Here is a 21,820-nt window from a genome sequence, read left to right as displayed (position 1 = left end):
GCGTGCCTCACTCGGCCCTCGGCCACCCCGCCACCTCCCGCTTCGCCGCCACTGACGCCGGCGTGTACCACCATGCATGGACGGAGATTGATGTGACGACCCTGCGGGTCGACGAGCAGCTCGCTACCACCCCGGACCGAATCCACCGGCCCACCCTGACCTCCCGGCCCCAGGTCCCGGCGCAGTCCGGCCCGGCGGTGCCGCCGCAGCCCGGCCCGGGGGTGCCGCCGCAGACCCGCCGCATCCTGATGCTGTCGTGGGAGTACCCGCCGGTGCTCGTCGGCGGCCTCGGCCGACACGTCCACGCCCTCTCCGTCGCCCTCGCCGCCGCCGGCCACGAGGTCACCGTCGTCACCCGCCACGCCGACGGCGCACCCCTGGAGGAGTACGCCGACGGCGTGCGCATCCTGCGCGCCCCCGAGGACCCCGTCACCTTCCCCCTCGCCACCGGCTCCCTGCTGGCCTGGACCATGGCCTTCAACCACACCCTCACCCGCACCGCCCTGCGCGCCACCCAGGCCGGCTCGTACGACGTGATCCACGCCCACGACTGGCTCGTCGCCCACACCGCGATGACGGTGCGCGACCACCTGGACATCCCGCTGGTCAGCACCATCCACGCCACCGAGGCGGGTCGGCACCAGGGCTGGCTGCCCGAGGAGATGAACCGCACCATCCACGGTGTCGAGCAGTGGCTCAGCACCGAGTCCGGCCGGGTGATCGTCTGCTCCGGGTACATGCGCGACGAGGTGACGGCGCTGTTCGGCGTACCGGCCGGCCGGGTCGACGTGGTGGCCAACGGCGTGGAGCCGCACCGCTGGCGGGTGCCGGCCGCCGCGGTGAGCGCCGCCCGCGCCCGGTTCGCCGGGGACGGCCCGCTGGTCACCTTCGCCGGCCGGCTCGTCTACGAGAAGGGCGTGCAGCACCTGATCGCCGGGCTGCCCCGCCTGCGCGAGCGGCACCCGGGGCTGCGCGTGGTGATCGCCGGCGACGGCCCGTACCGCGCGGAACTGGAGGCCGAGGTGCACCGCCGCGGCCTGGGCGGCATGGTCACCATGCCGGGCTTCCTGGGCGGCACCGACCTGCCCGCGCTGATGGGCGCCTCCGACTGCTTCGCGGTGCCGAGCATCTACGAGCCGTTCGGGATGGTGGCCCTGGAGGGCGCCGCCGCCGGAGCCCCGCTGGCGGTCGCCGCCACCGGCGGCCTCGCGGAGATCGTCGAGCCCGGGGTGACCGGGATGACCTTCGCGCCGCACGACCCGGACGGGCTCACCGAGGCCGTGCACGCGCTGCTGTCGGACCGGGACCGCGCCCGCGCCCTGGCCCGCCGCGCCCGCCGGATGGTGCACGACCAGTACGGCTGGGCGGCCATCGCCCAGCGCACCGCCGCCAGCTACGCCGCCGCCATCACGACCGACGCCGCGTTCACCGCCGAGCGTGCCGAGCAGCGGATGTCCCGGGGCCGTGCCCTGCCGGCACTCCCGGACGGCAACCTGCTCGCCGCCGCCGGCCTGCGCTGACCGCACCTCGCGGGCCAGGTGCCGCTCGCTGATCGACTCCGTTGCGCCGACCTCGGGGTGTCCCTGCGCAGGGGCGCCCCGACGTCGGCGACCTGGGCAAGATCGGCGACTTGCTAAAACGGAGGTTTGCGCAAACGGGTGCTTGCATTAGGGTGAGGTCATGGCTTCCTCGCCCGCGACACCTGGCCTCGACCTCGATTCGGCCTTCGCCGCTCTCGGTGACCCCGTCCGTCGCGCCCTGGTGACGCGTCTCGCGCGGGGTGACGCCACGGTGGGAGAGCTGGGCGAGCCGTTCGACCTGACCCCACAGGCGATCTCCCATCACGTCGGTGTCCTGCGGCGGTGCGGCCTGGTCGAGCAGCGACGTGAGGGCACCAGACGCCCCTGCCGGCTGAGGGCCGATCAGCTGTCGTTGCTCAGCACGTGGATCGACGACCAGCGCCGCGCCTGGGACGACCGGCTCGACGCCCTGGAGCGGCACCTCGCCGGCGAGGGAGCGGTCCGTTGACCGCCAGCGCGGAGCTGCGCGGCGACGAACTGATCGCCCGGCGCCACCTCGCGGCCGACCCGGAGCGCGTCTGGGCCGCCTTCACCTCGCCGGTGAGCATCGCGGCGTTCTGGGGCGGTTCGCACGCCACCGTGCCCCCCGAGTCGGTGACCGTCGACCTGCGTCCCGGCGGAGAGTTCGCCCTCGACACCCGCGCGCCGGACGGCGCGACCCGCCGGCTCCGGTTCGTCTACGTGCGCGTCGCCGCCCCGCACCAACTCGTGTTCGACGAGCCCGTCACCGGCCTGCGTACGACCGTGACCGTCCGCCCCGCCGACGACGGCACGGACCTCACCGTCCACCAGCGTCGACTTCCCCCCGAGCTGCGGATCGCCCAGGCAGCCGACGGGCTCGCCTCGATCCTCGACGCCCTCGCCGCACACCTGCGACGCCACGAGACCGCACCAGAGTGGAGAACGCCATGACCGGGACGACCCAGCGCGACCTCGTCGCGGAGTACTTCGACGGCTTCCGGACCAGCGACCACCGGCGAATCCTCGCGACCCTCACCGACGACGTCGAGTGGGTCATCCACGGCCACCGGACCACTCGCGGCAAGGTGGAGTTCGACGGTGAGATCGAGAACCCGGCGTTCACCGGCCACCCCGAGCTCGACGTCCACCGCGTCCACGAGGACGGCCCGGTCGTCGTCACCACGGGCGAGGGCCGCGGCGCCAGCGTCGAGCATGGGCCGTTCCGGTTCGCCTTCAACGACCTGTTCACGTTCCGCGACGGGCTCATCGCCCGCGTCGACTCCTACCTCGTCCCGCTGTCCTGAGTCGCAACGAACACCAGCACCACCGCTCCGGCGTGGGGGCCGGCTGGAGATCGACTCGACATCGGTGACCTGGGGGCATCCCTGGCGCCGGGACATCGGTGGAACGGAGTCGATCAAGCGGGTCGAAAGGCGGCAGGCCGCCGACCCGGGTGGGGTCGACGGCCTGCCGGTGGTGCGTCGTGGAGATCAGCGGTCGGCGGAGGGGACGTAGTCCCGCTCGGCCGCACCGACGTAGACCTGCCGCGGACGGCCGATCTTGGTCTCCGGGTCGCTGATCATCTCGCGCCACTGGGCGATCCAGCCGGGGAGCCGGCCGAGCGCGAAGAGCACCGTGAACATCTTCGTCGGGAAGCCCATGGCCTTGTAGATCAGGCCGGTGTAGAAGTCCACGTTCGGGTAGAGCCGGCGGGAGACGAAGAAGTCGTCGGCGAGGGCGATCTCCTCCAGCTCCATGGCGATGTCCAGCAGCGGGTCCGGCTTGGCCATCCGGCCCAGCACGTCCTGCGCGGCCTTCTTGACGATCGCCGCCCGCGGGTCGTAGTTCTTGTAGACCCGGTGGCCGAAGCCCATCAGCTTGACGCCGTCCTGCTTGTCCTTGACCTTGCGGACGAAGGAGCGGACGTCGCCGTCGCCGGCGTGGATCTGCTGGAGCATCTCCAGGACGGCCTGGTTGGCGCCGCCGTGCAGCGGGCCGAACAGCGCGTTCACGCCGGCGGAGACCGAGGCGAACAGGTTGGCGTTGCTGGAGCCGACCAGCCGGACGGTCGAGGTGGAGCAGTTCTGCTCGTGGTCGGCGTGCAGGACGAAGAGCATGTCCAGCACCTTCGACATCACCGGGTCGACCTCGTACGGCTCCGCCGGCACGCCGAACGTCATCCGCAGCAGGTTGTCCACGTACCCCAGCGAGTTGTCCGGGTACAGCAGCGGCTGCCCGATCGACTTCTTGTAGGCGTACGAGGCGATGGTCGGCACCTTCGCCATCAGCCGGACCGTCGAGATCTCCACGTGCTCGGAGTCGAACGGGTCCAGGCTGTCCTGGTAGAAGGTCGAGAGGGCGCTGACCGCCGACGAGAGCACGGCCATCGGGTGGGCGTCCCGGGGGAAGCCGTCGAAGAAGCGGCGCATCTCCTCGTGCAGCAGCGAGTGCCGCCGGATCCACTCGGTGAACTCGGTCAGCTGCTGCTCGGTCGGCAGCTCACCGTAGATGAGCAGGTACGAGACCTCCAGGAAGGAGGACTTCTCGGCCAGCTGCTCGATCGGGTATCCCCGGTAACGCAGGATCCCCGCGTCGCCGTCGATGTAGGTGATCGCGGATGAGGCAGCCGCGGTGTTCACGAAACCGGGGTCGTACGTGGTCATTCCGGTTTCTTTCAGCAGCTTGCTCACCCCGATACCGGCGGGGCCCTCGACCGCGGGATGTACCGGCATCGACAGCTGCCCACCGGGGTGATCGAGCTTGACTTCCGTCATGTGGTTCCTCGCTTCGCCGGCAGATCTACGTTGAATTGCCTTCGCTTCTACCGTAATTGCGGCTCGGTGGACACCGCCCGCCGTGGTTCTGCGGTGAGGTATGCGTCACCCGATTCCCGGCCGGGCAGCCGGGAAACCCCGGTGGCAGCAGGCCGCGCCCCAGCTCAGGACAGCGAGAGGCGTCGCAGCGTACCGTCCCCCACGACCTGGTAGACGTCGAGCTGGTTGGTGCCGGCCCGGAACAGTCGGTCGTCGGTGAGCAGCGCCGCGAACCGGCGTCCCCCGGGGTCGGCCGGCACCACCGGGACCACCGCCCCGACGCGACCGTTGACCGCCACCGCCAGCAGCGTGCCGTCCGGTATCCGGTCCGGCACGTCACCCCAGACCAGCGCCGGGAGGGTGCCGGTGTCCGGGTCCGTGGCCCCGAACGCGGCCAGGTCGGCCACCCTGGCGCTGCCCCCGGCCGGGCCGGCGCGGACCTCGGTGCCCACCAGGGGATGCGGCGGCGGCAGCGGCGGCGGGGCGGGCACCCCACCGGGGAACGTGACCGGTTCACCGGGGCGGTCGTAGAAGTGCTTCGTGCCGTCGGTGCGCGGGGCCTGCCGGGCGGATCGGCCGTCGACCCGCCAGGGCAGCCGGATGCCGGCCTCGTCGGCCACGGTCGGCAGCAGGTCGACGTGCTCCCAGTTGCGGTCGTCCACCCGGCCGGTCTGCTGCCCGGGCTCCTTGACGAACATCGGCACCCACGCCACCTCGCCGGCGGCGGCCTTGATCGCGTCCATGCCCCGGCCCTGGGCGCCCTGACGGAAGCTCACCCCGTGATCGGCGGTCACCACCACGAGGGCCTGGTCGTAGAGGTCGCTGGCGCGCAGCGTCCGCAGCGTCTCACCGATCAGCCGGTCGGTGTAGCCGAGCTGGGCGAGGTGACGCTGTCGGGCCAGTTCGGCCCAGCCGGCGCCGTCGTTGGGCAGGTCCTCGGGGGCGTCGTAGCGCGCCCCGGACGGCAGGAACGCCCACGGCGAGTGCGGCATCAGCAGGTGCAGGAAGTGCAGCGCGGGGCGGGGTTGCGGCTTCAGCCCGGCCAGGAAGCTGGTGAACCGGGCCGGCTGGTTGTCGTCCAGGCTGTCCCAGCGGAACTTCGGGTCGGCCGGCACCGGCTCGGCGGCGTCCAGGCCGGCCTCGGCGCGGGTCTGCTCCCGGTAGGAGTCCTCCGGGTCGACCCGGGTCTCGGTCGGCCCGGCGACCTGACCGAGCAGCTTGCCGGTCTCCCGGACCAGCACACCGAGGCCCTGCTCGGGGGCGACCGGCTGCTCGCAGCGGCTGGGCGGGCAGAGCCGGGTGATGCTCTCCTCGGCGCGGATGTCGTACAGGCCGCCGAAGGCGGTGAAGATGTTGTCCGGGTACTGCGAATAGTGCGGCGCGACCGGCCGCGCCGGGTACCGGCCGGTGAGCATCGCCGGCAGCGCGTTGGGCGTCCAGCCGCTGACGCCGGTGGCGTTGCGGTACCAGGTCGACCCGCCGGCCAGCTCGGCGAAGTGCGGGAACCGGGCCGCGTCGATCCGGCCGTCGGCGCCGAGCAGGCTGACCAGCGGCAGCTCGTCGAGGATCAGCATGACCACCGGCGGGTGCACCCCCGCGCCCTGCGCGGTGCCGGCCGCGCCGCCGTCGCCGCGTGGCAGCACCACCGCCGAGGCGGGTGAGACGAGCAGGAAGAGCGCGACGAAGGCCACCGGCCCGGCGGCGGCCAGTCGCAGCACCCGGCCCGGCGCCCGCCACCGCCGGTGTGCGGCCGCGCCGGCCGCGCCGGCCAGCACGGCGACCAGCAGCAGGGGTACGCCCCGAAGCGGCGTCGCGTGCCGGCCCACCTGCACGGCCAGGGCGGCCAGCAGCAGCCCCACCAGCCCGGTGTGGGTGAGCGCGCGGGCGGTCCGGCCGGCCAGCCGGCTCAGCGCGCCGAGCAGGGCCACCGGCACGGTGGGCACCACCGCCACCAGGGCGACCAGCAGGAGGATCTGCCCCCGGTCGGCCCGATGGAAGAGGAAGAAGTCGGGGCTGCGCCCGAGCACGTCCAGCAGTGGCTGGGTGACCACCAGCCCGACCAGCGCCGCCACCTCCAGCAGGCGGCCGAGCTCACCGCGCCAGCCCCGGTCCCACCGCCCGGTCACCGGCTCCCCGGGCGGGGGGCTCGGTGAGGCTGCCGGCGCTGGTTCAGCCACCCATCACCGCCCGGTACAGCGTGCGCGTGCCCGACGGCAGTTCCAGCCGCTCGGCGATCCGGCCCCGGGCCGCGAGCAGCCGCTCGAAGGTGTCCCGCCGGTAGTCCGGGAAGAGGCCGTCGGGCTTGTTGGCCAGCAGTCGACGGGCCATCGGGTCCTCCGGGTGGACGAACTCCACCACGACCGCGCCGCCCGGCGCGGTCAGCCCCGCCAGCCAGTCGATCACCTCCGGCAGCGGCACGTTGCGCCCGATCGCCAGGTGGTGCACCACGGCCAGGGCGAGCACCGCGTCCGCCGACGCCCGCTCGGCGAAGCCGGCGCGCTCGACGCCCCGCCAGCCGCCGCCGGGCGACGGGTCGGCCAGGTCCAGCACCAGGGGCAGGATCCGGCGGTGGCCCTCCGCCCGCAGCGTCCGGTACAGCTCGTCCACCACGGCCGGGTCCTGCTCGACGGCGACCACGTATTCGGCGTGCCCGGCCGCCAGCCGGGCGTACCGGCCGTCGTTGGCGCCCAGGTCGAGCACCAGGCGGGGCCGGGCGCCGGCGGTCAGCGCGGCGGACACGAACTGCTCCTTGGCCGCCCGGTCCTGCGCGGAGTAGCCGCAGGTGCGCTGGTAGTCCGACCAGTGGCTGCCCGCCGGACGACGGTCCAGCCGACGGACCAGCTTCTCGATGCCGCGTACGGTCGCCAGCAGCAGCTCCCGGGAGTAGCCGGCGGCCCGTAGCTGGGCCCGCACGTCGCTGGTGCTGGCCTCGGCGTTCCGTTGCTGCATGGCGCCGTGCAGGTGCAGGTGGGTCAGTACGCCGGGGCGCAGCCGGCGGGCTCCGCCGAAGAACGGACGCAGCTGCTCGGCCTCGATGCCGTCGACCCGGGCGCGCAGCCAGGGCTGGAAGTCCACCCCCAGGTGGGCCGTCAGCAGCAGCGGGTAGAGCACCGTCTGGCAGAACTGCCGGTAGCCGGCCCACGGCTCGCCGTCGCGTACCGGCTCGAAGGAGCCGATGTCGATGAAGACGGCCTCGGCGCCGCGCCACTGGAGGTTGTAGGCCGAGCCGTCCTTCGTGGTGAAGCCGTCGGCGAGCGCCGCGCGCAGGATCTCCAGGTGCAGCAGCGCGGCGTCGCGCAGCATGGTGAAGGACCACTCGTACGGGTGGGAGACGAACGGGATGCGTTCGTGGCGCAGCACCGCCGCCCACGGATCCCGGGCGTTCGCGGGCACCAGCGCCGGCGGCGCGTCCTCGGTGGCGCAGACCTTGCCCGCGGCAACCAGCGCCGGGAAGAACGCCGTGTCTCGCAGCGCCCGCCAGTGCTCGGCGGCCCGGGTGTCCAGCCCGCGCAGCACCTCGTCCCCGACGTGGAAGACCCGGTTGGCCGGGTCACGGAAGGAGGCCGGCTCGGGCCGGGCCGCCGCGGGTGAGATCGCCATCGCCGGAACGGACCGGGTCACCGCTGGTCGGTGGGCTGCCGGCGGAACCGGTCGACCAGGCGCCGCCAGTAGAGCTTGGCGGCGACGGCGACCCCGGCCACCCCGCCGACGACCGCCTGCACGATCAGGCTGCCGGATCCCGCGTCCAGGTAGGCCAGATGGATCACCGATCGCTCCTTCCCCTCGCCCGTCTCGACACCGGCGTCCGGGCGTGCAGCGGTGAGGCTTTTGACCCAGAAAGCCGGACTTGTCTGCCACCGTACGCTGATCGTCGTCGCCGTACCGGACACATCGGTGGACTCCCAGCCTCGCCACAGAAAGCGACCTGGACGTCAGCTCCGTCGGTGGTGCATGCCGAGGCGCAGCAGCACGAAACGCAACACGGTGGCGGCCAGGTTCGCGGCCACCAGCACGGCCAGCTCCACCGGCCGGGTCGGTACGGCGACCGTGTGCAGCACGGCCAGCGAACCGCTGGTCAGCGCCAGGCCGAGCGCGAAGGCCAGCAGTCCCTGCGCGTGGTGCCGGCCGGCGTGCCGACGCCCGGTGATGCCGAACGTCAGCCGCCGGTTCGCGGCCGTGTTCGCCACCGCCGTCACCAGCAACGCCAGCAGGTTCGCCGGCTGCGCGCCGAGCGCACCCCGGGTGGCCACGAACAGCAGCAGGTACGCCAGCGTGCTGGCCACCCCGACCGCGGCGAACCGGACCAGCTGCCGGGGCAGCCCCACCGGCACCTGCGCGGGCGGCACGGCCAGCGGCGCTCGGCCCACCTGCACGGCGAGCGGCGCCCGGCCCACCTGCGCGCGCAGCTCGGTCAGCGGCAGCGCGCCGGTCAGCAGCGCCCGACCCAGCCGGCCCATCCCGCGCAGGTCGGCCAGCGCGGTGGCGACGATGTCGACGCGGCTGTCCGGGTCGTCGACCCAGTCGACCGGCACCTCGTGGATGCGCAGCCCGGCCCGCTGCGCGAGCACCAGCAACTCGGTGTCGAAGAACCACCCGGTGTCCCGGACCAGCGGGAGCAGCCCGCCGGCCACGTCCGCGCGGATCGCCTTGAAGCCGCACTGCGCGTCGGAGAACCGGGCCGCCAGCGCCCCGCGCAGCAGCAGGTTGTAGGCCCGCGAGATCACCTCCCGCTTGGCCCCGCGCACCACCCGGGAGGTACGCGCCAGCCGGGTGCCGATCGCCAGGTCGGAGTGGCCGGAGATGAGCGGCGCGACCAGTGGCAGCAGCGCCGCCAGGTCGGTGGAGAGGTCCACGTCCATGTACGCCAGCACCGGCGCGGACGAGGCGGACCAGGCCGCGCTGAGCGCCCTCCCCCGGCCCTTGGCGTCCAGGTGCCGTACGCCGACGCCGGGCAGCTCGGCGGCGAGCGCCTCGGCCACCGCCAGGGTGCCGTCCACGCTGGCGTTGTCGGCGATGGTGATCTGGAACGGGTACGGGAAGTGCTCGCTCAGGTGCGCGTGCAGCCGCCGTACGCACGGCCCGAGGTCGGTCTCCTCGTTGTGGACCGGGATCACCACGTCCAGCACCGCGCCGGCGGTGGTGGGCCCGGCCTGCACGGCGGCCCGGGGCACGCCCAGCGCGCTCACGCCGCCTCCCTGCCGGTGCTCAGGTCGTAGACGGTGACGCCGTCCACGGTCTGCGCCGTGAAGGTCTCGGCGACCCAGGCGGCGATCTCCTGCGCGGCGGAACTGCCGCCGTTGGCCCGGAAGCCTCCACCACCGATGAAGTAGTGGATCTGTCCGTCGGCGACGTGCCGCTGGAACTGCGCGAGGGTCGGCGACGGGTCACTGCCGTTGAACCCGCCGATCGGCATCACCGGCTCGCCGGTGGCCAGCTGGTAGCCGGAGGCGTTGTTGGAGCCGACGGTCGCCGCCACCCACGTGTAGGTGTCGCTGTCGCGCTCCAGCAGCTCGCGCAGCGCGGCGCTGGGCTCGCGGGCGTCGAGCAGCCCACCCATCCCGCCGCCACCCTCGCGGCCCTGCCCGCCGCCCGGGAAGCCGAACTGCTGACCGCCGTTCCGGCCACCGCCGGGGAAGCCGGGCACCTGCGCGCCGTTCTGCCCACCGCCGGTCGAGCCGGGCGTCTGAGAGCCGTCCTGTCCGCCGCCGGGGAACCCCGGGAACTGACCGCCGTTTCGGCCGCCATCCGGGAAGCCCTGCGCCTGGCCGCCGGGCGGCCGACCGCCCGGGAAGCCTCCACGCCCGCCGAAACCACCCGCCACGGCCGGGCCGGCGCTCGGGATCGAGCCGGTGTGCGGGGTCGCGGCTGTCTGTGCCGCGTACGCCGCGGGCCCGGCCAGCGCCGCCGCCGCGGCCAGGCCCAGCGCCACCGGCGCCAACCGGCGGGACAGCCGGGTGCCCAGCAGGAGCAGCGCCGCGCCGACGAGGCCGGCGACCAGCACGGCGGTGCGCAGCCACGGGTACCAGTCGGGGCTGCGCCCGAGCAGCACCCACGCCCACCAGACGGTGACCACCAGCGTGCCGGCGAGCGTCACCGTGGCGGCCAGCGGACGCCACCGCTGCCAACGCGGCCCGGCCGGAGCATCGCCTGGCTCGGGCAGTGGGCGGCGCTGGCGCCAGAGCAGCGTCCCGCCGATGCCGACCAGCGCGCCGACCGCCGGGGCGAGCGCCACGGTGTAGTAGGCGTGGAAGATCCCGGACATGAAGCTGAAGATCAGGCCGGTGACCAGCAGCCAACCGCCCCAGAGCAGCAGCCCGGCCCGGGTGCGGTCGGTGCGGGCCGCCCGGCCGGCCAGCAGCAGCCCGGCGACCAGCAGGATCAGCGCGGCCGGCAGCAGCCAGGAGATCTGACCGCCGACCTCGCCGCCGAACATCCGCAGCAGGCCGGTCTGCCCCTCGAACGGTCCGCCGCCTCCGCCCGGCCGGCCGCCCCCGCCGACGCTGCCCACCTCGTCGCCGGTGATCCGACCGAGGCCGTTGTAGCCGAGGGTGAGCTCCAGGATGCTGTTGCCCTGCGACCCGCCGACGTAGGGCCGGGCGCTGGCCGGGACCAGCTCGACGATCGCCACCCACCATCCGGCGGAGACCACCAGCGCCAGGCCGGCCAGCAGCAGCTGCCGGACCCGCCGCCACAGCCCGGTCGGCGCGGCGAGCAGGTAGACCCCGGCGAAGACCGGCACCACCAGGAACGCCTGGAGCATCTTGGTCAGGAAGCCGAAGCCGACCAGCACGCCGGCGAGCACGATCCACCGGGTGCCGGCCGTCTCCACCGCCCGGACGGTGGCGTACGCCCCGGCGACCAGCAGCAGGATCAGCAGCGCGTCGGGGTTGTTGAACCGGAACATCAGCGTCGCCACCGGGGTGACCGCGAGCACCGCGCCGGCGATCAGGCCGGCGGCCGGGCCGTACCAGCGCTTCACCGTCGCGTACAGCACGCCGACCGAGGCGACCCCGCAGAGCGCCTGCGGGACGAGCAGGGCCCAGCTGTTGAGCCCGAAGACGCGTACCGACAGGGCCATCAGCCACAGCGACGCCGGCGTCTTGTCCACGGTGATGGAGTTGGCGGCGTCCGACGAGCCGTAGAGGAACGCCTTCCAGCTTACCGAGCCGGCCTGCACGGCCGCCGCGTAGAACGAGTTGGCCCAGCCGGAGGCGCCCAGGCCCCAGACGTAGAGCAGGCCGGTGGCCAGCAGCAGGACCACCAGCGCCGGCCGGGCCCAGGCCGGGGAGCGAGGCGCCGTCGCCGGCGGCGGGTGCTCGTCCTCGGGGCGCGTGGCCGGCGGTGGCGGCGCCGCCGCGCCGGGCTCAGGGGGCGTCGTCAGCAGGGTGTCTGATCTGTCCATGCGGCCAGCCTTGGCGGCTGGCCTGGCCCGCTGCCGTGAGCCGACTATGCGTCAGCTGTGGGATTCGGCAGCCGGACGGTGAACACGGTCCGGCCGGGCCTGCTGTGCACGGTGACCGTGCCGTGGTGGGCCTCCACCACGGCCGCCACGATCGCGAGGCCGAGGCCGGTGCTGCCGTGCACCCGGGACCGGGAGCTGTCGCCGCGGGCGAACCGCTCGAACATCTCCGGTTGCAGCTCGGCCGGCACCCCCGGCCCGTCGTCGGCGACGGTGAGCACGGCGGCGTCCCCCTCGACGGCCAGCGTGGTCGTCACCACCGTGCCGGGCGGGGTGTGCACCCGGGCGTTGGTCAGCAGGTTCGCCATCACCTGATGCAGCCGGGCGGCGTCGCCGGGGACCCGGATCACCACCTCGGGCAGGTCGAGCTGCCAGCGGTGCTCGGGCCCGGCCACGTGCGCGTCGCTGACCGCGTCCACCACCAGGGCGGACAGGTCGACCTCGTCGACCGCGAGCGGGCGGCCGGTGTCCAGCCGGGCCAGCAGCAGCAGGTCGTCGACGAGACTGGTCATCCGGGTGCTCTCCGACTCCACCCGACGCAGCGCGTGCGCCACGTCGGCGGGGACCTCGTCGCGGCCACGCCGGGCCACCTCGGCGTACCCGCGGATCGCGGCCAGCGGGGTGCGCAGCTCGTGGCTGGCGTCGGCGACGAACTGGCGTACCCGGGTCTCGCTGGCCTGCCGGGCGGCGAGCGCGTCGGCGACGTGGCCGAGCATCCGGTTCAGCGCCGCGCCGACCTGGCCGACCTCGGTACGCGGATCGGTGTCCGCGGCCGGCACCCGGACCGCGAGCGCCACCTCGCCCCGGTCCAGCGGCAGCTCGGTGACCCGGGTCGCCGTGGCGGCCACCCGGTTCAACGGCCGCAGCGTGGCCCGGACGATCAGCGCGCCGGCAGCGCCGGCGATGACCAACCCGACGGCGGCCACTCCGACCTGCGCGGCGATCATCCACCAGACGGTCTCCCGCACACTGGACAGGGGCAGCGCCACGACGCGTACCCTGCCGTCGCGGAACTGCTGGGCCACGGCCCGGTAGTCGCCGCGTGCGCCGAGGTCGACGGTGCGTGGCCGGGCGCCGACCGGCAGGTCGGCCAGCGCGGCGACCTCGTCGACCGGGACGGGCTCCTCGTCGGGAAAGCGGTCCTCGCTGGACGGGCTGCGGGTCAGGGTGGACGCGGCCGTCACCCGACCACCGGTGATGTCGGCGACCACGGTGCCGGACGGCGAGCCGGGCGGAATGCCGGGTCGGGTACCCGGGAGGGCCGGCCGACCCGGGCGATCTCCCCGCATGACCGCCGCGGGAGCGAGTTGGGCGTCGAGCCGGTCGATCAGGAAGTGCCGCAGCGCCACCGTGGTGAGCCCGCCGATGGCGACGCTGACCAACGCGAGCAGCGCGACCAGGGCGAGCACCAGCCGGGTACGCAGGGACCGGCCGGCCAGCCACCGGCGGGCGGCGCGCACCGGACGGCGGCCCGACCGGTCGCCAGGATCACTCGGCCGGCTTGAGGACATAGCCCGCGCCGCGCAACGTGTGGATCATCGGCGCCCGACCGGCGTCGATCTTCTTGCGCAGGTACGAGATGTACAGCTCGACCACGTTGGCCTGGCCGCCGAAGTCGTAGTTCCACACCCGGTCGAGGATCTGCGCCTTGCTGAGCACCCGGCGCGGGTTGCGCATCAGGTAGCGCAGCAACTCGAACTCGGTCGCGGTCAGGGTGATCAGCTGGCCGTCGCGCCGGACCTCGTGGCTGTCCTCGTCGAGGCTGAGGTCGCCGACGGTCAGCACCGCGTCCGCGCGGGCGGCGACCGCGAAGCCGGAGCGGCGCAGCAGGGCACGCAGCCGGGCGATCACCTCCTCCAGGCTGAACGGTTTGGTGACGTAGTCGTCGCCGCCGACGGTCAGCCCGGCGATGCGCTCCTCGACGGCGTCCCTGGCGGTCAGGAAGAGCACCGGCACGGTGGGGGCCTGCTCGCGCAGCCGGCGCAGCACCTGGAAGCCGTCCAGGTCGGGCAGCATCACGTCGAGCACCACGGCGTCCGGCTGGAACTGCCGCGCGGTGTTCAGCGCCGCCGTGCCGTTGCCGGCGCTGCGGACCTGCCAGCCCTCGTAGCGCAGCGCCATCGACAGCAGGTCGGTCAGCGTCGGCTCGTCGTCGACCACCAGCACCCGGACCGGCGCGCCGTCGGGGCGGCGCAACTCGACGCGGCTGGGCGCCGCCTGCCCGTCCATGACCATGTCCCCCATCGTGGGCGCGGCGCCTGTGGCACCGCTCTGCGGCACCTGTGTGCCAGCTGTGCGGGCGGGTCGGCGACGGGTCGGTGTCACCGCCGGTCAGCCCGCCTCGGAGTCACTCGGACATCCCGAACGGGTCGGTGCGCACGAAGCGCATGCTCCAGCCGCCCACGCCGTCCGGCCGGTCGCGTTCGTAGAGGTGGTCGGGGCCCGCCTGCACCGGCCCGGTGCCGCCCGGGTGCCGCATGATCCAGCGCTGCGGCGGGGCGCCGTCCGGCCCGGCCGGCACCTCCCGGACCAGGCCGTCAGCGGGCCCGCCGACGAAGCGTACGGTGACCTCGCCCATCGCGGCGTCCCCTCGGGTGACCGTGCCGGCACGTTGGGTGATGCCGGCCCTGGCTCGCAAGCTACCGCACCGACCGCCGTGCCGCAGCGGGTGCGCGCACCGGTCGTCCGCCGATTTCCGCGCCGGTTTGCCCAGCTCCGGGCCCGGGTACCGGAACCGCAGGCACCGCCGCAGGCGGGACGAAGGCGAGGAGCTGTCGATGCGCACGCTGGACGGGCGATACCGGCTCGAACGGCGCATCGGCATTGGCGGCATGTCCGAGGTGTGGCGGGCCCACGACCGGGTGCTGGACCGGCCGGTCGCGGTGAAGTTGATCTCGCCCGGCCTGGACGGCCAGCACGGTCCGGTGGAGCGCATCCAGGCCGAGGCCCGCTCCGCGGCACGTCTGGTGCACCCGAACGTGGCGAGCGTGCACGACTTCGGCACCTCCTCCTCCACGCTGCCCGGCCATCGGGTGCCGTACATCGTCATGGAGCTGGTCGAGGGGGAGACACTCGCCGCGCACCTGCGCGCCGGGCCGCTGGACTGGCGGATCTCGGTGCGGGTCTGCGCGGAGGTCGGCGCGGCGCTGGCCGCCGCGCACGCGAACGACATCGTGCACCGCGACGTCAAGCCGGCCAACGTCATGCTCACCCCCTCCGGGGTGAAGGTGCTCGACTTCGGCATCGCCACCCCGGCCGGGGCGTCGGACCCGATGCCGGAAGGCATGATCGTGGGCACGCCGGCGTACCTGGCGCCCGAGCAGTTCGACGGCGCGCCGGCCACCCCGGCGGCCGACATGTACGCCCTCGGCGTCCTGCTCTACTACTGCCTCACCGGCCGGCTGCCGTACGTGGCGGACAGCGCCACCGAACTGCTGGGCGTACGCCGCCGCCGGCCACCGGAGCCGCTGCCGGAGATCGACGGGCTGCCGTCGGAGGTGGCCGACCTGTGCCGCTCGTGCCTCGCCGACGACCCGGCTCTGCGGCCGACCAGCCTGGTCGCCGCGTTGCTGCTGGCCGAGGCCGTGGACGCCCGGGTGTACGTGCCGATGCTGGTGCCCTCGGCGCGCCAGCCGGCTCCGACGTCGCCGTGGACCGAGCAGGCCGCGATGGAGGCCACCGAGGCGATGCGGGTGGCCGACGGGCCGGACCGGTCCGGCGGGCGCTGACCGCGCGGCTCACGGCGTTTCGCCGGACGGCGGCCGGGTAGCCGGGCGGGTGAGCGACGGGAGGAACGCGATGCCGGATCCGAGTTCCTGGCTGCATGAGGCCACCGCGACCGCCGAGGGCGGCCACGTACGCACCGACGATGGCGGACTCTCCTCCGCGCTGGCCTCGCCGCTGGCGGCGCACTGCACCGGGCTGAGGCCGGAGCAGTTGCTGGCCGCCGCCTTCGCGTCCTGCCTGCACCACGCGGCGGTGGAGGCGGCCGGGGAGATCACCGACGAGGCGCACACCGTCCAGGTGCGGGCCGAGGCGAAGCTGGGGCGCGACGACGACGGTCTCTACCGGGCCGACGTGCACGCCTCGATCTCCTCCGCCGGGCTGAGCCGGCAGCAGCTGGCCGACCTGGTCGAGTACGCCGACCGGCTCTGGCCGTTCTCCAGCGGCGACAGCAGCCGGCACCGGCTGACCGTCACGCCTGCGGAGAACGGCCGGCACTGATCCGGCGCGACGCGCGGGTCGTCCGTCCACCGAACGGTCCTGCCGATGACTCCGCCGTTCGGTGGAGCGGCCATCGGCTGTAGGGGTGAGTCCGGGCGGGCGGCCGGAAGGGCAGTCGACGACCTCGGCAGAGACCGCATTCGCCGGGCGAATCGGGAATACCCGGCTGGCCTGATCAGCGAGGTTGATCAGCGTTGCGCAGCTGTTGCCCCTTATTGCCGCCAAGATCGGGGCAAATTGTGGCGCATGCCACCGTACGGGCCGGTGGCATCGGGCAGCGAGGTCTTTAGCCTCGGCGAGTGCATCCCGACGATCCCTCCGAGCAGAAGCTGACCGACGCGCGCCCGACCACCCTTTCGAGCGACGCCGCATCAACCGAACGGACGATCGGCCGTCACCGGGCCCCCGACCCGCCCCGCCGGCCCCTGCTGGGCTCGACCCCGCTGCGGGTGGCCCTGGCCACCGGTGTCACCTGCTGCCTCAGCCTGGTCGCGGTCACCACCGCCCGGGGCGGCGAGGACACCCCTCGCCCGGTCGAGCCGCTGGCCCAGGCGGTGGCCGACCGCGCCGCGATCGCCGACGAGCGCGCCTCCCGGTCACTGGACCGCGACGTCGCGCCCGCGCGGGTCATCCCCACCCCGACCGCGAAGCCGACCCCCTCCCCCACCGTCGTACGCAAGGCGGCGAAGAAGCCGGTCAAGCCACGCCGTCCCCGACCGGTCGCCGGGCTCGACCAGGCGCAGATGGACAACGCCAAGATCATCGTGGACGTCGGCCTGGAGATGAAGATGCCGCGCCGCGCCCTGGTGGTGGCCCTGGCCACCACCATGCAGGAGAGCAACCTGTACAACCTGGCCAGCACCGTGCTGCCGGAGTCGGCGCAGTACCCGAACCAGGGCAGCGGCTCCGACCACGACTCGGTCGGGCTGTTCCAGCAGCGACCCAGCAGCGGCTGGGGCACGGTGGCCGAGCTGATGCGCCCGTCGTACGCCGCGCGGGCCTTCTACCAGGCGCTCAACGAGATCCCCGGCTGGCAGGACATGAGCGTCACCGCCGCCGCCCAGGCCGTGCAGATCTCCGCCTTCCCCGACGCGTACGCCCAGCACGAGGACCGGGCGACCACCGTGGCGGCGGCGCTCACCACCTGAGTCGCCAGACGGCGGTCGCGGCGTGACCGGGCGAGCGTCAGCGGCTGTGCGCGCCGTCCCGCCCGGCCGGCGGCTCGACGTCCACGTCCCGGCCGCCGGCGGCGACCCTCGTGGCCGGTACGCCCGTGCCCGCCGCCGCGGTCGGAGTGTCGGCGGGGACCGGCTCGACGGCCAGCCCGCCGAGGATCTCGTCGACCCGCGCCTCGCGCCGCCGGCGGGCATCCAGGGCCGCCTCGAAGTCGCGCCGGGCCTGCATGGCCTCCGCGTACGCCCGCTCGCGCACCTGCCGAGCCTCCTCGCGGGCCTCGTCCAGCTCGACCCGGGCCTGGGCCAGAATCTCGGCCGCCTCCCGCCGCACCGCGTCGCCGGAGTGCCGGCTGACCGCCGCCTCGCCCACGTCGAGCCGCTGGAGCAGCCCGCTGAGCCAGGTGGCCTCCTCGCGGATCTCGTCCCACACCCGTGCGGTCCCGGCGGCGCCCTCCGCCCGAGCCGCGAGCCGGGACAACCGGATCCCCAGTTCGTCCAGGCAGGAATCCACCTGCCGCTGGTCGTAACCGGTCTCAACGACGGAGAACCTCATACTGTCGCCCCCCAGGCAGCTGCTTTTCTTCCCACCTGGATCCTCGGCCGCGACGAGGGCGGCCGAGGGTGTTCGGGAAAAATGTTCAGTATTCGAGCGCGCGGGGCGCCCCGGAGCGGCGGCGGGCGATGCCGGGCCGGCGGGGTGGACAATGCCGCGGCGCCGGGAGGTCAGCCGCGCTTCGGCAGCACGACCACCCGGCCGAAGAACTCGTCGATGCGGCGGACGACGTCGTTGAAGTCATCGAGGTCGATCGGCTTGGTGACGTACGCGTTGGCCTGAAGGGTGTAGCTGCCCACGATGTCGGTGTCCGCGTTCGAGGTGGTCAGCACCACGATGGGGATGGTGCGCAGGTCCTCGTCCTGCTTCACCGCGCCGAGCACCTGCCGCCCGTCCATCCGGGGCATGTTCAGGTCCAGCAGGATGACGTCCGGCCGGCGGGCCTCCACGTGCCGACCCTCGGCGCGGAGGAACTCCATCGCCTCCTCGCCGTCGCTCACCACGTCGATGACCTTGTCCACGTCGGAGTCCGCCAACGCCTCCTCGATCATCAGCACGTCGCCCGGATCGTCGTCCACGACCAGGATGCGTACCGGTTGCGGGCTGTCTGCGCCCATCACTACCTGCCTCGGATCGGACGGAAACGGGACCTGACGGTCACCGGCATTGGCGGGGAAATCTAGCCCATCACGAGGCACTGTGGGACGCCGGGTCGACCGTGTCGGGTTGGTAGCGCAACACGTCGGCCAGGCCGGTGACCCGCAGCACCCGCTCCACCCGGCCGCTGGCGCCGGTCAGCCGCAACCAGCCGCCCTCGGCGGCGGCCCGGTTGTCACCCCGAACGAACACGGCCATCCCGGTGGAGTCGCAGAAGGTGAGGTCGGTGAGGTCGAGCAGGACCCTGCTCTCGCCCTCCTCGGCCAACCGGTCGATCGCGGCGGCCAACTCGGGCGCGGTGCTCAGGTCCAGCTCGCCGGCGAGCCGCAGGCAGTAGCCGTCGCCGTCACGCCCGGCGTGGCTGACGCTGAACGTCACCGTGCTCCCCCTCGCTCCACCGCTGGGTGGGACGTTTGCAGTGCGGCAAGTATACGCAGGGGCACCACACCGGGCGCATGGCGCGGTGATCGACTGGGGACGCCGCAGGCCGGCGGTCAGCTGCCTGTCCCGCCCCCGGCGGCGAGCAGCGCGGCCCGACCCAGGGTCAGCGCGTGCCCCGCCCGGGGGAAGTCACGCAGCATGGCGACGTAGTGCTCCAGGGGCAGGTCCACCGCGGCGGCCGGCACGCCCCGGCTGGTCAGGATCCCCACCAGCCACTGCACGAACTCGGTGAACAGCGAGGCGTCGTCGACGTAGAGCGCGGCGGCCAGGAAGTCCACGATGTGGCCAAGATCGCTCACGGTGGAGTCGAGCTGGGCGGGCGTGTAGGCCCGCGTCGCCGGCACCCGCTCGCGCAGGTCGGCGAGCGCGCTGTCGATCAGCTCGCCCCGGCGCCGGACCAGGCTGGCGTACTCGTCGTCGGCAAGGTGGCTGAGCTGCGCCGGCGACACCCGACGCAGCGTCCGCTCGTCGGCGATCAGCTCGGCCGCCCCCGGTGCGTCCGAGGCCCAGGCCGCGCCGAGCCGACGGGCCCACCGGCCGTCCGCGCCGAACCCGCGCCCGCCGACCACCACCGGAACGTCCGAGCGGCGGCACGCCTCGATCATGCGGTGCGCGTGCGGGAGCCGTACCGGCAGCGCGCAGGCCAGCGCCACCGCGTGCGCGTCGTGCCGGTGCAGGTACGACACCAGGTGCGCCGCCGGCACGCTGGCGCCCAGGAACGTCACCTGCCAGCCGCGCAGCCGCAGCACCTCGGCCACCAGGCGGGGCGGCAAGGCGTGCCACTCACCGTCCATGCAGGCCACCACGACCCGCCCGCCGGTCGGCCGCGGGTTGGCATACGCGGCGACCGCCGCCACCACCCGCTCGCTGATGTGGGTGGCCGCGTGCTCCTGGGCGACGCTCCACTCGTTGCGCGCCCACCGCTCGCCCACCTCGGACTGGGCCGGCGCGACCAGGTCGAGCAGCACCCGCTCGGCCGACACGCCCGCGTCGAGCACGCCGAGCGCCACGTCGATCGCGCCGTACTCGTCGGCGTCGGCGAGGCGGTCCAGGTAGCCGAGGTAGGCGTCGGTCGGATCGGCTGCGGTGGTCGGGGCGGCGGTCACTCTCAGGTCTCCCTCTGCTGGTCGGCCACGGCCGGTGCGGGCACGGCGTGCAGGTGCCGCGACGGTCGCCCGTTCGAGCCGACCGCGCGCAGCGCCAGCACCGCGATGTCGTCGTGGTCGCCGTGCGCCAGCCAGTCGCAGGTGACCTGCTCGACCCGCTCGGCCAGGGCGGGCGCCGGCATCCGGTGGCAGCCGGTGACCGCGGTGACGAGCCGCTCCGGGCCGAACTGCTCGTCGCCGCGGCGGCCACCACGGGCCTCGGTCAGCCCGTCGCTGTAGAGCAGGCAGGTCTCACCCGGCGCCAGCCGGACGGTCACCTCGCCGACGCGCGGGTCGGGCACCACGCCGATGAGCATGCCGCGCAGCGGCACCGTCTCCACCTCGCCGGAGGCGCGCAGCACCAGCGGGGGCAGGTGGCCACCGCCGGCCATGGTGAGGGTCAGACCACCCTCGCGCTCCGGGCGGGCGACGCCGAGCACGATGGTGGCGAACCGGCCCTGGCCGTGCGCCAGGGTCGTCTCCAGCAGCGCGTCGTTGAGCAGCCGCAGCAGCCGCCCGGGGTGCGCCTCCACCCGGTGCAGCGCCTGCAGGCACTGGCGCAGCTGGCCGGTGAAGACCGCCGCCTCGACGCCCTTGCCCGAGACGTCACCGAGGAAGAACAGCGCGCCGCCGTCGGGGAGCCGGTGCGAGCCGTAGAAGTCGCCGCCGATCCGCAACCCCGCCTGCGCCGGCCGGTACGCGGTGCCCCACTGCACACCGGCGGTCTCGGCCGGCTCCACCGGCAGCAGGCTGGCCTGGAGGGTGTCGGCCACCTCCGCCTGGTCGCGGTAGAGCAGCGCGGTGGTCAACGCCGCCCCGGACCGGGCCGCGAAGGCGCGGATCAGCTCCACGTCGTCCTCGTCGTACGCGCGGGTGGCACGGCGGGCGACCAGCAGCACCCCGACCGGAGCGTCCCCGCCCGGCAGCGGCACGACCCGGGCGGCGCTCTCGGTGCCGGCCAGGCCGGGCAGCCAGCCGGCGTCGACGGCCTGTTCCACCAGCCAGTCCACCGCGTGCGGCTCGACCCCGGTCAGCCCGTCGGCGATGGCCGTCGGTAGGTCGCCGCCGGCCAGCACGCCGCTGTCCACCGTCGGCGTCTCGTCGTCCCCCCGCGAGGCCCGCCACCAGCGGACCCGCCCCGAGCGCGGGGCGAGCACCAGGACGGCCACCTCGGCCAGGGACGGCACGGCGAGCCGGACGACCGCCGCGGCGGCCCGGTCGGGGTGCAGCGGGTTGCCCAGCTTGTCGCCCACCACGGCCAGGAAGGCCGAGCGGGCCCGCTCGGCGAGCAGCGCGTCGGCCCGGCTGACACTCTCGGTGACGTCCTCGACGTACCAGCAGCAGCGGGCGCCGGAGAGGGGCACGCAGCGGGCGGTCAACCGGCGCCGGTGATGGGTGAAGCCGCCCGGAGTCCCGTCGCTCAGCCCGGGTACGCCCGCCGCGGCGAGCAGCTCGCCGGGCACCACCTCGGGCAGCAACCGCTCGGCCACCGGGCTGACGTGCCGCACGACGCCGTCGGCGTCGCAGACGACCAGGCCCTCACGGAAGTGCTCGACGACCTCGGACCAGTCCGGCTCGGCCCGACCTCGGTCGGGGGCCAGCGGTGGCAGGGCGGCCATGGGCCGGGCCAGTGCGTCGGCGGAGCACGCCGGGGCCCGTGTGGTACTCGGCGTGGAGATCCGTCCGTCGCCCGGGTCCCAGTCCCTGACGTCGGAAGCAGTCACCAGCTGAGCTCACTCCTTGTCGTCCACCCGACCCGTCGGAACCGGCATCGGTGGTCAAGACCTTCCCGCCACCCTACGCCGGAAGGCC

The 21,820-nt window shown here is 74.2% G+C and carries 21 protein-coding genes; 7 read left to right on the top strand and 14 right to left on the bottom strand.

The features are described from left to right. Positions 1–92: 92 nt before the first annotated feature. The 4 genes from AB0K07_RS27405 to AB0K07_RS27390 all read left to right on the top strand — a co-directional run bounded on the left by AB0K07_RS27405 (position 93) and on the right by AB0K07_RS27390 (position 2,845). Positions 93–1,520 carry a glycosyltransferase family 4 protein gene (locus AB0K07_RS27405; RefSeq protein ID WP_363759294.1) on the top strand — a complete coding sequence of 476 codons (1,428 nt, stop codon included), beginning with the start codon at positions 93–95 and terminating at the stop codon, positions 1,518–1,520. 160 nt (positions 1,521–1,680) lie between these two features. Further along, positions 1,681–2,028 carry a metalloregulator ArsR/SmtB family transcription factor gene (locus tag AB0K07_RS27400; RefSeq protein ID WP_363759291.1) on the top strand — a complete coding sequence of 116 codons (348 nt, stop codon included), beginning with the start codon at positions 1,681–1,683 and terminating at the stop codon, positions 2,026–2,028. Next, positions 2,025–2,492: an SRPBCC domain-containing protein gene (locus AB0K07_RS27395; protein WP_363759288.1), complete on the top strand. Its 468-nt coding sequence runs from the start codon at positions 2,025–2,027 to the stop codon at positions 2,490–2,492. Before AB0K07_RS27400 ends, AB0K07_RS27395 begins: the two co-directional genes overlap by 4 nt. Next, the gene (locus AB0K07_RS27390; RefSeq protein ID WP_363759285.1) at positions 2,489–2,845 is read left to right on the top strand and encodes a nuclear transport factor 2 family protein; all 357 of its coding nucleotides are present in this window, start codon (positions 2,489–2,491) and stop codon (positions 2,843–2,845) included. The genes AB0K07_RS27395 and AB0K07_RS27390 overlap by 4 nt, the downstream gene beginning before the upstream one ends. Before the next feature lie 186 nt (positions 2,846–3,031). Here the strand turns inward: AB0K07_RS27390 and AB0K07_RS27385 are convergent, their stop codons facing one another. The 9 genes from AB0K07_RS27385 to AB0K07_RS27345 form a co-directional block, all read right to left on the bottom strand. After that, positions 3,032–4,315, bottom strand: a complete 1,284-nt coding sequence (locus tag AB0K07_RS27385; RefSeq protein ID WP_363759282.1) for a citrate synthase — start codon at positions 4,313–4,315, stop codon at positions 3,032–3,034. Between the two features lie 164 nt (positions 4,316–4,479). Then, complete coding sequence (locus tag AB0K07_RS27380) at positions 4,480–6,480, bottom strand: sulfatase-like hydrolase/transferase (protein ID WP_363759279.1); 2,001 nt, start codon at positions 6,478–6,480, stop codon at positions 4,480–4,482. A gap of 43 nt (positions 6,481–6,523) precedes the next feature. Beyond that, on the bottom strand, positions 6,524–7,954 hold the full coding sequence (locus AB0K07_RS27375) for a class I SAM-dependent methyltransferase (protein WP_363759276.1): 1,431 nt from the start codon (positions 7,952–7,954) through the stop codon (positions 6,524–6,526). A 17-nt stretch (positions 7,955–7,971) separates the two neighbouring features. After that, positions 7,972–8,121 carry a hypothetical protein gene (locus AB0K07_RS27370; RefSeq protein WP_167517342.1) on the bottom strand — a complete coding sequence of 50 codons (150 nt, stop codon included), beginning with the start codon at positions 8,119–8,121 and terminating at the stop codon, positions 7,972–7,974. 165 nt (positions 8,122–8,286) lie between these two features. Further along, on the bottom strand, positions 8,287–9,531 hold the full coding sequence (locus AB0K07_RS27365) for a glycosyltransferase (protein ID WP_363759526.1): 1,245 nt from the start codon (positions 9,529–9,531) through the stop codon (positions 8,287–8,289). A 5-nt stretch (positions 9,532–9,536) separates the two neighbouring features. Further along, a complete protein-coding gene (locus AB0K07_RS27360) occupies positions 9,537–11,756 on the bottom strand; it encodes a glycosyltransferase family 39 protein (RefSeq protein WP_363759273.1) in 2,220 nt (739 codons plus the stop codon). A 44-nt stretch (positions 11,757–11,800) separates the two neighbouring features. Continuing rightward, positions 11,801–13,252: a HAMP domain-containing sensor histidine kinase gene (locus AB0K07_RS27355; protein WP_363759523.1), complete on the bottom strand. Its 1,452-nt coding sequence runs from the start codon at positions 13,250–13,252 to the stop codon at positions 11,801–11,803. A gap of 49 nt (positions 13,253–13,301) precedes the next feature. Next, positions 13,302–14,048 (bottom strand): response regulator transcription factor, encoded by a 747-nt coding sequence (locus tag AB0K07_RS27350; RefSeq protein ID WP_363759270.1) that lies wholly within the window; start codon positions 14,046–14,048, stop codon positions 13,302–13,304. Positions 14,049–14,160: 112 nt separating this feature from the next. Then, a complete protein-coding gene (locus tag AB0K07_RS27345; RefSeq protein ID WP_363759267.1) occupies positions 14,161–14,391 on the bottom strand; it encodes a hypothetical protein in 231 nt (76 codons plus the stop codon). Positions 14,392–14,590: 199 nt separating this feature from the next. On the opposite strand from AB0K07_RS27345, the gene AB0K07_RS27340 reads away from it, so the two are divergent. The 3 genes from AB0K07_RS27340 to AB0K07_RS27330 all read left to right on the top strand — a co-directional run bounded on the left by AB0K07_RS27340 (position 14,591) and on the right by AB0K07_RS27330 (position 17,185). After that, positions 14,591–15,541 carry a serine/threonine-protein kinase gene (locus tag AB0K07_RS27340; protein WP_363759264.1) on the top strand — a complete coding sequence of 317 codons (951 nt, stop codon included), beginning with the start codon at positions 14,591–14,593 and terminating at the stop codon, positions 15,539–15,541. A gap of 70 nt (positions 15,542–15,611) precedes the next feature. After that, positions 15,612–16,037 (top strand): OsmC family protein, encoded by a 426-nt coding sequence (locus AB0K07_RS27335; RefSeq protein ID WP_363759262.1) that lies wholly within the window; start codon positions 15,612–15,614, stop codon positions 16,035–16,037. Between the two features lie 299 nt (positions 16,038–16,336). Then, positions 16,337–17,185: a hypothetical protein gene (locus AB0K07_RS27330; protein ID WP_363759259.1), complete on the top strand. Its 849-nt coding sequence runs from the start codon at positions 16,337–16,339 to the stop codon at positions 17,183–17,185. A 37-nt stretch (positions 17,186–17,222) separates the two neighbouring features. On the opposite strand, the gene AB0K07_RS27325 is transcribed toward AB0K07_RS27330, so the two are convergent. The 5 genes from AB0K07_RS27325 to AB0K07_RS27305 all read right to left on the bottom strand — a co-directional run bounded on the left by AB0K07_RS27325 (position 17,223) and on the right by AB0K07_RS27305 (position 21,732). Continuing rightward, complete coding sequence (locus tag AB0K07_RS27325; protein ID WP_363759256.1) at positions 17,223–17,765, bottom strand: ATPase; 543 nt, start codon at positions 17,763–17,765, stop codon at positions 17,223–17,225. Between the two features lie 170 nt (positions 17,766–17,935). Further along, positions 17,936–18,382: a response regulator gene (locus AB0K07_RS27320; protein ID WP_363759253.1), complete on the bottom strand. Its 447-nt coding sequence runs from the start codon at positions 18,380–18,382 to the stop codon at positions 17,936–17,938. A gap of 70 nt (positions 18,383–18,452) precedes the next feature. After that, positions 18,453–18,800 (bottom strand): STAS domain-containing protein, encoded by a 348-nt coding sequence (locus tag AB0K07_RS27315; RefSeq protein ID WP_363759250.1) that lies wholly within the window; start codon positions 18,798–18,800, stop codon positions 18,453–18,455. Between the two features lie 116 nt (positions 18,801–18,916). Next, complete coding sequence (locus tag AB0K07_RS27310; RefSeq protein WP_363759247.1) at positions 18,917–19,969, bottom strand: cobalamin-dependent protein; 1,053 nt, start codon at positions 19,967–19,969, stop codon at positions 18,917–18,919. Positions 19,970–19,971: 2 nt separating this feature from the next. After that, positions 19,972–21,732, bottom strand: coding sequence for a SpoIIE family protein phosphatase (locus AB0K07_RS27305; protein ID WP_363759244.1), 1,761 nt, complete (start codon positions 21,730–21,732; stop codon positions 19,972–19,974). Positions 21,733–21,820: the final 88 nt, after the last annotated feature.

The organism is Micromonospora sp. NPDC049301 (assembly GCF_040678715.1).
Classification (GTDB): Bacteria; Actinomycetota; Actinomycetes; order Mycobacteriales; family Micromonosporaceae; genus Micromonospora.
Note: the sequence above shows the minus strand (reverse complement) of the source record. Positions and strands in the feature narration are given on the sequence as shown.